Below are 8,498 nucleotides of genomic sequence, written 5' to 3'. Positions count from 1 at the left end.
CTGAGGGCATTCCAAGGGGCCAAACTTGCCAAACAGAGAGCAGCCCCACTCAAGCCGGCACTCAAGAGAGCAAGCCAAGCAGCAGAGGTCACAGCCGGCTGCGGCAAGGGAGAGGGCTTGGGGATGAGACTGAGGATGAATCTGCTGCTTAACCTGCTCATACCGCTCCTTTGGGCGATAGAGCTGTGGATGGTAGACGGGTTATTCGGCAAGGCTTACCTGCATATTGACAAAGAACGGATTGCCTTAGCCCACGAGCTGTTTGGCCTGTGTTTTCGCAGAGTTCCCCCTAGTTGGCGAGACGACATTGATCGGCTGGAGTTGATCCCGCGACATACCAAACGGGATTTCGAGGTTGAGCGGCAGAAAGGGTAGTCCTCAATCCAGGTAAGCGCTCAGCTCCTGCTCCAAGGTGGGCAGTTGCACCTCTCCCCGCTCCAGCTCCTCCAGGTCTTGCAGTTGTCTACGCAGGCGGGCAATCCGCTCCCGTAGATACTCTTTGATGCCCTTGGCCCCCAGGCTGAGGCAACTGCGGCAGATCTCGCCATAGATTTGGCCCCGGTCGTTGTAGACCACCGCCAGCAGCACCTGCTGCCCCTTTTTCTGGATCGGGGTGGCCCATCCGCCGCAGATAATGCAGGGCACGCGGCCATTGCCCCCGTAAATGCTGCGTTCCCAGACAACTCTCACGCTCGGCCTCACTGCAACTGTCGCCCACCAGCATAAGAACCCAGGGGGATCCCTTGCCACCCCAAACCCCAGAGCACTCGCCACCTCCCCTCTCCTTCAGGGAGAGGGGCTGGGGGTGAGGGCTGGGAGAGGGGTGAGGGCGGGATCCCTACTCTCTAAGCGTTGGGCTGGCTGGGCCGGGAGCGATCGATGGTGCGGTAGGTGAGGCTGGCCGCCACCTCTAGGGCTTTGGCAGCGTCGCGGAAATAAAATCCCAGCTCCTCATCCTTTTCGGTGCGGTTGGGTTTATTGAACTTGGCCTTGAACTGCACATTGCAATACATGGCCAACCCCACCAGAACCTCTGACAGGCCGTGCTGGTTGATCAGCCGTTCCACATCCGTGAGCAGGCTTTTGATTAGGGCGTCGGCTACCGGTTCTGGCAAACTGTCCAGGTCGTGCATGGGGTTTCCTCATCCAACGAGATCAAGCGAGCTAGAGGGTTTGAAGGCGGCATAGCAGCAAGTCAAGGGCAAGTTGGCAAGCCGTTGCCATCGAATTCGCATGGGCTTCCCAAAAACAGGCGGGTAGATTTGCTGCCGCCATAATAGTCTAGAAGCCGATAAACAAAGCCCAGGACATGGGAGCTGGGGAATCGCAGGTTATGTCGCAGCTTTACGACTGTGTCATTGTCGGTGCTGGCCCCGCCGGCGGCTCTGCTGCCTACCATCTGGCCAAGCGGGGGCGCTCGGTGCTGGTCTTGGAAAAAGATCCCTTGCCCCGCTACAAACCCTGTGGGGGCGGGGTCTCTCCCATGGTGGCAGCTTGGTTCGACTTCGACTTCAGCCCCGCCATTTCCCTGAAGATCCGGCAAATTCGCTACACCTGGCGCGGCGGGGATCCGGTGGTGGCCGACCTGGATCTGCAAGAACCCGTTTGGATGGTGCGGCGGGATGTTTTCGACCACTACTTGATTCAGCAGGCGCAAAAGCAAGGGGCAGCGCTCCAGGCAACATGCCCCGTCTCCGGCCTCGAGTGGCAAAGCGACCGCTGGCAAGTGATGACAAGCACCGGCCCTGTCTGGGGTCGGTATGTGATCGCAGCCGATGGGGCAAAAGGCTCGATGGCCAAGTGGCTGGGCTTTCAAGAACGCCGCCGTCGTCTAGCCGCCGCCCTGGAAGCAGAGGTGCCCGTTGGGCAACCGCCAACTGCAGCCGCCCATTTCGACTTCGGCGCCGTGAGCAATGGCTACCTTTGGAACTTCCCCAAGGCCGATGGCTACTCGATCGGGGCCGGCACCTTTCGCGGTGGAGAAAAACAAAACCTGCGGGAAATTGCCGCCCAATATGCCCAAAGCTTCGGCGTAGACTTGAAATCGGTCAAGCAGTTCGGCCATCCCATCTGCCTCTGGGATGAAGAGCAACCGCTCCACAGCCAAAATGCCCTCTTGGTGGGGGATGCCGCCTGCGTCGTCGATCCGTTTACCGCCGAGGGGATCCGCCCTTCCCTCCTCACCGGCATGTTGGCGGCAGAGGCCATCGACCAAGCCCTGGCGGGGAACACAGAGGCTCTGGCGAACTACTCGGCCCGCGTGCAACAGGAATGGGGCTCAGAGATGCGCTGGGCTAAACGGATTGCGGCCTTGTTCTACCGCTTTCCAGGCGTGGGCTACAAGGTGGGCGTCAAACGACCAGGAGCCACTCGGCGTATGGGCCAGATCCTGGCCGGTGAACTGCGCTACAGCGATGTGGCCAGCTCGGCCATTCGCAAGTTAAGCGGCGGCCTGCTCACCTAGGCCTGGCACCGATAGACTTGAGCTAGATCGTCGAAGCGCTTGCCGATCAACAGGCAGTTGCGCCCATCCGCCTGACGAGTATAGCTCAGGTGGGTGGAGAGAGCCTTCATCAGCCAAATGCCGCGTCCCCCCTCGGATTCGGGATCGGGGTTGGCCACCAGGTGCCGGAAAGCTCCCTCCAGGTCAAACTCCTGCCCCTGATCCCAAATGCGCAACTCCAGCTCTTGCGGCATCAGGATCAGCTCAATATCAATGGGCGTACTGGGAGGCAGGGCGCGGTGGGCGTGGCGAACGGCGTTGGTAAACCCCTCCGCCAAAACCAACTGACATTCCGTCCAAATGGGATCCGGGATGCCGGCATTTCGAAAAGATTCAAACCAGGTTAAAACTTGGCCAAGAGCGTCGAGAGTTGTCTCAACCCTCAGCGCAAATGTCTGCTTCTCACCCGAAGGGATCCCTGCTGCGTTCAAAACCGAACCCCAACGATAGGGATTGAACCTGAAGCCATTTGGCCCTACCAGATTCTAGACCAAAGCCCTGCCAGAATATGTCATCCCCCATTTTGGGGGGGAAGCTAGGGAGCGATGATCAAATCCACACGGCGGTTCCGCTGCCGTCCGGCTTCTGTGTCGTTATCGGCCACTGGCAAGGTAGGGCCAAAGCCAGAGGTTGTCCAACTGATGGGATGGCCTTCCGGCAAGAGTTTCATCAAATAGTCTTTAACCGCGTTGGCGCGGCGCAGGGAAAGAGCCAGGTTGTAGTTTAGGGATCCAATGTTGTCGGTGTGACCGTTCACTTGAACGCGGGCGCCGGGCATGGCTTCCAAGGATTTCGCCACCTGGGCCAGCAGCGAGGTCGCCTCAGGTCGAATCTCGGCCTTGTCAAAATCGAACAGCAAATCCCCCGGCAGGCTGATGGTTTGGGTTCCCACCTGAAAAGAGGTGGGAGTCGGCGTTGGGGTCGGGGCGGGAACGCTGGCTTCCCCTGGAGCGATCTCGGCGGCGGTGGAAGATTCCCTGACGGGCTCAGGGGCTGTTTGAGAACGCAGCCGCTGCAGCCGCGACTCCAGTTCCTCAATTTTTATCAAGAGCTGGATCACCTGCTGGCGGATTTCCCGAATCTCCGTTTCCAGATCTGTGGGGCTCGCCTGACGTTCCTCTGGATCTGCATTTGGATCTGCATTGGCCGTTGGGCTGGCCAGCGGCGGATTGGCCTGGGGTGGGGCCAGGGTGGGCAAGATCGCTGGTGTAGGCGGAGCCGGTTGACCGGCAGAGAGGTTGGTCTCCGGTTGGGGCTGAGGTTGAGCCTGCTGGGGAAGCTCCATCCCCAGCCAGATCCCGCTGCTGACCAAGAGGATCCCACTGAGGAAATTGAGAGCAACCGTTGAGCGCTGGGACGAGCGAGGCATCCTGGGCAAACCTCCGGCTAAATGGACGCAGGCAAGGAGTGGGAACTCCACTCAACTCTAGAAAGCGATCCTAGCCGGCGACCGGAGCTCGCCGAGGGGATTCTCGGTCGGTCAAGCTGCCACTTCCCGCCATCGTTCAAAGGGCTAATCAAAACTAAGGCGGCCTCGATACCGCCCTATGATGGTCAATCCGTTGGCGGGATCCGCCACAAAGGGAGGAAAACGGGGATTGTCGCTGATCACCTTCACCTGGGATCCGGGCAGGCGCTGCAGTCGTTTGACCAACAGATCCCCATCCATCTGAAAGACATAAATGCCTTCACAGCTCAGATCCCCACCCTCCTGCCGCTCCACAAAGATCCAGTCGCCATCCTCCAAGGTGGGAGCCATGCTATCCCCCTGCACCCGAATCAGGCTCAGCTTGGCAGGGTTTCCCTTCAAATGGGCCCGCAGCCAGTTTCGCTCGAAAGCCATCACCGCGGCGATCGCTTCTTCCCGCACCAACACCCCCGCTCCCGCAGAGACGGCCACATCGACAAAAGGTACATACACATACTCTGCCTTCGAGTCGGAATCCAAGCGTGGGGATCCCTCCCCTGTGATCAGCCAATTGAGGCTGACTTGGCCCACCTGGGCAATTTTCACCGCCTTGTCAATGCCGGGCACGGATCCCTTCAGGTAGCTGCGCAAGGCCGTATCGCTAATGCCGGCCCGTCGCCCAAACGCATAAATGGCCTCGTCGCCGATCACCTGTCGTAAGCGGTCTGCAAAAGAGGAGCTCGAGAAGATGGACATCGGCTTAGCGCTACAGATTGTGTATAAGCAGATTTTCACCACTATATCTTGACAAGTCAACAGCCGGTACAGCCGATTGGGGGACAATCTCCCACCTGAGCTGACCAAGGGAATCGCAACTCTCAAATGCTGTCGGTAGGCTGGCAGGAGAACTGCACTGGCGTTAGTGTGGTTTTGGAGCCTGCTCACGGCAGGCGAGAGCCGAGCTGGCCCAGCGTTGGATAGCCAAAAAGTTCGGTTCAGATATTGCTTCTGGGTTGACTTCAAGCTGTTCTGCCTTAATCTCCATGACTTCCTCTGACCTCAAGCGCTGGCTGGATAACTTCCTGATTGCCATTGTCTTTCTGGTGTTCGCCGGGTTTGTCTGGTTTGTCTTTTCGGTGACGGGGGCTTTTGTCGGGATCCCACTGGGCTACAAGCTTTGGGTGCGGCTGTGGCTGCCTTTGTTTCAGCCGGCTTTGGGGATCCTGATGGCCGGAGCGGTGGTGAGCGGAGTGTGGGCTTGGCTGGAAAAACGCCGCTCCCGGCAATCGTGATCATCACCAGAACTGATGATTAGAATGAAGATTCGAGGGCGCAGGGGAATCCCAGACTGGCTCTATACTGAAAACGTATCTAAATGTTGAGCAACTGAGGCGGTCTGAGGTTGTGTTTGTTCTGTCCGGCTACGAGTATCTGCTGGTTTTCCTGATCGTCTGCGCTCTGCTGCCGATTTTAGCGCTGGGGGCCTCTGCGCTCTTGGCTCCCAAGCGGCGGGGATCCCTACGCCGCAGCACCTATGAGTCGGGCATGGAGCCGTTTGGGCAAGCCTGGATCCAGTTCAACATCCGTTACTACATGTTTGCTTTGGTCTTCGTCATTTTCGACGTAGAGACCGTATTCCTCTATCCCTGGGCGGTGGCGTTTCACCGCTTGGGGTTGCTGGCCTTTGTGGAGGCCCTGATTTTCATCGCCATCCTTGTGGTGGGTCTTGTGTACGCCTGGAGAAAAGGAGCATTGGAATGGTCATGACGTCTGAGAAACCGCAGGTTCTGTTTCCAGGGGCCGCCCCCCAGGTTACCACCGACCTCTCCAACAATGTCGTTCTGACGACGGTGAACGACCTGTACAACTGGGCCAAGATGTCCAGCCTCTGGCCCCTGCTCTATGGCACCGCCTGCTGCTTCATCGAGTTTGCCGCCATGCTGGGATCCCGCTTTGATTTCGACCGCTTTGGCCTGTTGCCCCGGTCTTCACCGCGCACGGCTGATTTGATCATCACGGCGGGCACGGTCACTATGAAAATGGCCCCGGCGCTGGTCAAGCTCTACCAGCAAATGGCTGAGCCGAAGTACGTGATCGCCATGGGGGCCTGCACCATCAGTGGCGGCATGTTTAGCTCCGATTCCTACACGGCAGTGCGAGGGGTGGACAAGCTAATCCCCGTGGACGTGTACATTCCCGGCTGCCCGCCGCGCCCGGAGGCGATCATGGATGCCATTGTCAAGCTGCGCAAGAAGATCGCCGCTGAAGACATGCGGGAGCGGGGCCGCCTGCAACAAACTCACCGCTACTACACGGTCAAGCACAACCTCAAGCCGGTGCCGGAGATCATCACTGGCAAGTATCTGGAGAGCGAGACCCGCCAAGCTCCTCCGCCGGAACTGGCGGCTGCCATCGGCTTGCCGGTGCCGCCGGCCTTGCAGACTGCCGACTTCAAGCAGGCGGAACAGCAGCTCAAAGCTTTGCGGGGAGGGATGTAAGATGGCAGAGGACAAAGCTCAGGAAAGGCAAGCGGAACCGTTAGCGACGTTGGAGCGCGGCCCGGTCTCCCAGTTTCTGGCCGACAACGGTTTTGACCACCAGTACCTGGGGAAAGATGCGGCGGGGGTGGAGCTGTTGGAGGTGGAGCGGGATTTTCTCCTGCCTGTGTGCACCGCCCTCTATGCCTACGGCTTCAACTATTTGCAGTGCCAGTGTGGGTACGACTTGGGGGCAGGTCAGCCACTGGTCAGCCTCTACCATCTGATCAAGCTATCGGATGGGGCAGACCGCCCGCAAGAGGTGCGGCTACAGGTGAAGTTGCCTCGCCAGGATCCGCGGCTGCCTTCCGTGTATTGGATCTGGAAGTCGGCGGATTGGCAGGAACGAGAAACCTACGACATGTATGGCATTGTTTTTGAGGGACACCCGAACTTGAAGCGGATCTTGATGCCGGAAGACTGGATTGGTTGGCCGCTGCGCAAAGACTACATCACGCCTGACTTTTATGAGCTGCAGGATGCCTACTGATCGGAGATCCCCACTCGCTGAGCAGCGTTAACAGGATGGGTTGAGATGTGGCCTTTTTTGCTCTTGGCAATTTATGCAGGTGGAGTCTGGTACTCGGCCCGCAAAGCGGATCGCGTCTATTCGGGATCCGGAAAGTGGCTGGTATCGGCTCTCTGGCCGCTGCTGTTGGTCTCGAACCGTCAGTTTCGCCAAAATTGGCGTCGCCCTCTGAGCAAGTGAGTCTGGATCTTTGGAACCCCCACCTGTGATCGTTCCTGAGCAGCCCCGGCGCGACCTGAGTTTGCCTTGGTTGTTACCTCGGTCCACACAGAGGTTGCAGGAGTTGATCGGCAGCCGCATTCGCGCTCAGGGGCCGGTGACCTTTGCCCAGTTTATGGAGTGGGCTCTCTACGAGCCGGGGCTGGGCTATTACGAGCGGGGATCCCCGGTTGGCACCGACTACCTGACCTCTCCTCACCTGGCGGCAGATTTTGCCCAACTGTTGGCGGAGCAGATCCGCCAGTTCTGGAATATTTTGGGATCCCCTTCTGTCTTCAGGGTGATCGAGATGGGGGCGGGCAGCGGCCGTTTGGCCCAGGATTGGCTGACCTACGTGCGCTCTGCTCACCCCCTTTTTTGGCAGGTGCTGGAATATGGGATCCTGGAGCGTTCTGCCCATCTGCGTCGGCTACAGCAGGAGCGACTGGCCCCTTTTGGGGAAAAGGTGCGCTGGCTGGATTGGGATGAGATCCCGGATGACTCGGTCATCGGCTGTTTTTTCTCGAATGAGCTGGTGGATGCTTTTCCGGTACATCGGGTGCAGGTGCAAGAGGGAGCGTTGCGGGAAATTTACGTCGCTTGTGGCGATGCTGCCGCAGCCGACTTCCGGGAGGTGCTGGGGGATCTGTCCACTCCTGAGCTGGGAGAGTATTTTGCCCGTCTGGGGATCCCCATAGAAACCTATCCGTCCGGTTACCAAACCGAGGTGAACTTGAAAGCCCTGGAGTGGTTGCAGCTCCTGGCCCGCAAGCTGCGGCGGGGCTACGTGCTGACTGTCGATTACGGCCACACCGCCCAGCGCTACTATAGCCCCCAGCGCGCTCAAGGCACGCTCCTGGCCTACCGACGGCACGGCAGCTACACGGATCCCTATGTTCAGGTGGGATCCCAGGATCTCACGGCCCATGTGGACTTTACGACCCTAGAGCAGGTGGGAGAATCGCTGGGGCTGAAGTATCTGGGGTTCACCCGGCAGAGCAGCTTTTTGGTGAACCTGGGGTTAACCGAGCGGCTGGCCGCTCTCGGCCAAATTGAGGACCCGCTTGACGGCGAAGCTGTGGATGTGGGCCAGGTGTTGCAGCGACGATACGCTCTTCACGCCCTCCTGGATCCGATGGGGTTGGGGAGCTTTGGGGTGTTGGTGCAGGCCAAGGGTCTGACCAGCTCAGAATATGCTCATCCTCTGCAGGGCTTTGGCGGGCCGGAGCTGGGGCTGAGGCCATGAGCCTTACTTTTTGAATTGCTTGTTGGCGGCCACTCTCACTATAGGTAGGACTGGAAATCCCCCTACCTTAGTGGGGG

Annotated in this window: 13 protein-coding genes; 8 read left to right on the top strand and 5 right to left on the bottom strand. The window is 59.0% G+C overall.

What is annotated here, in order from left to right:
* Positions 1 to 189: 189 nt before the first annotated feature.
* Entirely contained in the window at positions 190 to 375 is a 186-nt protein-coding gene (locus tag NW857_RS07000) for a hypothetical protein (protein WP_414348795.1), read from the top strand.
* A gap of 3 nt (positions 376 to 378) precedes the next feature.
* On the opposite strand, the gene NW857_RS06995 is transcribed toward NW857_RS07000, so the two are convergent.
* Positions 379 to 690, bottom strand: a complete 312-nt coding sequence (locus tag NW857_RS06995; protein ID WP_414336599.1) for a hypothetical protein — start codon at positions 688 to 690, stop codon at positions 379 to 381.
* Between the two features lie 155 nt (positions 691 to 845).
* On the bottom strand, positions 846 to 1,133 hold the full coding sequence (locus NW857_RS06990) for a hypothetical protein (RefSeq protein WP_414334549.1): 288 nt from the start codon (positions 1,131 to 1,133) through the stop codon (positions 846 to 848).
* A gap of 200 nt (positions 1,134 to 1,333) precedes the next feature.
* Here NW857_RS06990 and NW857_RS06985 point away from each other — a divergent pair, with 200 nt between their 5' ends.
* Positions 1,334 to 2,464 (top strand): geranylgeranyl reductase family protein, encoded by a 1,131-nt coding sequence (locus NW857_RS06985; RefSeq protein WP_414368449.1) that lies wholly within the window; start codon positions 1,334 to 1,336, stop codon positions 2,462 to 2,464.
* On the opposite strand, the gene NW857_RS06980 is transcribed toward NW857_RS06985, so the two are convergent.
* From NW857_RS06980 to NW857_RS06970, 3 genes are all read right to left on the bottom strand, one after another.
* Positions 2,461 to 2,934, bottom strand: a complete 474-nt coding sequence (locus tag NW857_RS06980) for an ATP-binding protein (RefSeq protein ID WP_414334553.1) — start codon at positions 2,932 to 2,934, stop codon at positions 2,461 to 2,463. The two genes, NW857_RS06985 and NW857_RS06980, sit on opposite strands and share 4 nt — an antisense overlap.
* Positions 2,935 to 3,038: 104 nt before the next feature.
* Positions 3,039 to 3,872, bottom strand: a complete 834-nt coding sequence (locus NW857_RS06975; protein WP_414334555.1) for an OmpA family protein — start codon at positions 3,870 to 3,872, stop codon at positions 3,039 to 3,041.
* A 144-nt stretch (positions 3,873 to 4,016) separates the two neighbouring features.
* Positions 4,017 to 4,667, bottom strand: a complete 651-nt coding sequence (locus tag NW857_RS06970) for a LexA family transcriptional regulator (protein WP_414338809.1) — start codon at positions 4,665 to 4,667, stop codon at positions 4,017 to 4,019.
* 287 nt (positions 4,668 to 4,954) lie between these two features.
* Here NW857_RS06970 and NW857_RS06965 point away from each other — a divergent pair, with 287 nt between their 5' ends.
* The 6 genes from NW857_RS06965 to NW857_RS06940 all read left to right on the top strand — a co-directional run bounded on the left by NW857_RS06965 (position 4,955) and on the right by NW857_RS06940 (position 8,421).
* Positions 4,955 to 5,203 carry a hypothetical protein gene (locus tag NW857_RS06965; protein ID WP_414334559.1) on the top strand — a complete coding sequence of 83 codons (249 nt, stop codon included), beginning with the start codon at positions 4,955 to 4,957 and terminating at the stop codon, positions 5,201 to 5,203.
* Between the two features lie 112 nt (positions 5,204 to 5,315).
* Positions 5,316 to 5,678 (top strand): photosynthetic/respiratory NAD(P)H-quinone oxidoreductase subunit C, encoded by a 363-nt coding sequence (ndhC, locus tag NW857_RS06960; RefSeq protein ID WP_414334560.1) that lies wholly within the window; start codon positions 5,316 to 5,318, stop codon positions 5,676 to 5,678.
* Entirely contained in the window at positions 5,669 to 6,409 is a 741-nt protein-coding gene (locus tag NW857_RS06955) for an NADH dehydrogenase subunit K (protein WP_414334561.1), read from the top strand. Before ndhC ends, NW857_RS06955 begins: the two co-directional genes overlap by 10 nt.
* 1 nt (position 6,410) lies before the next feature.
* Positions 6,411 to 6,938, top strand: coding sequence for an NAD(P)H-quinone oxidoreductase subunit J (locus NW857_RS06950; RefSeq protein WP_414334563.1), 528 nt, complete (start codon positions 6,411 to 6,413; stop codon positions 6,936 to 6,938).
* Positions 6,939 to 6,983: 45 nt separating this feature from the next.
* Positions 6,984 to 7,157 (top strand): hypothetical protein, encoded by a 174-nt coding sequence (locus NW857_RS06945; RefSeq protein WP_414334564.1) that lies wholly within the window; start codon positions 6,984 to 6,986, stop codon positions 7,155 to 7,157.
* Between the two features lie 94 nt (positions 7,158 to 7,251).
* Positions 7,252 to 8,421, top strand: a complete 1,170-nt coding sequence (locus NW857_RS06940) for a class I SAM-dependent methyltransferase (protein WP_414368446.1) — start codon at positions 7,252 to 7,254, stop codon at positions 8,419 to 8,421.
* Positions 8,422 to 8,498 lie beyond the last annotated feature (77 nt).

The sequence above is a fragment of the Synechococcus sp. H55.9 genome, from assembly GCF_047462355.1.
Lineage (GTDB): Bacteria > Cyanobacteriota > Cyanobacteriia > Thermostichales > Thermostichaceae > Thermostichus.
The sequence above is the reverse complement of the archived record's forward strand: the minus strand, read 5'-3'. Positions and strand labels throughout refer to the sequence as shown.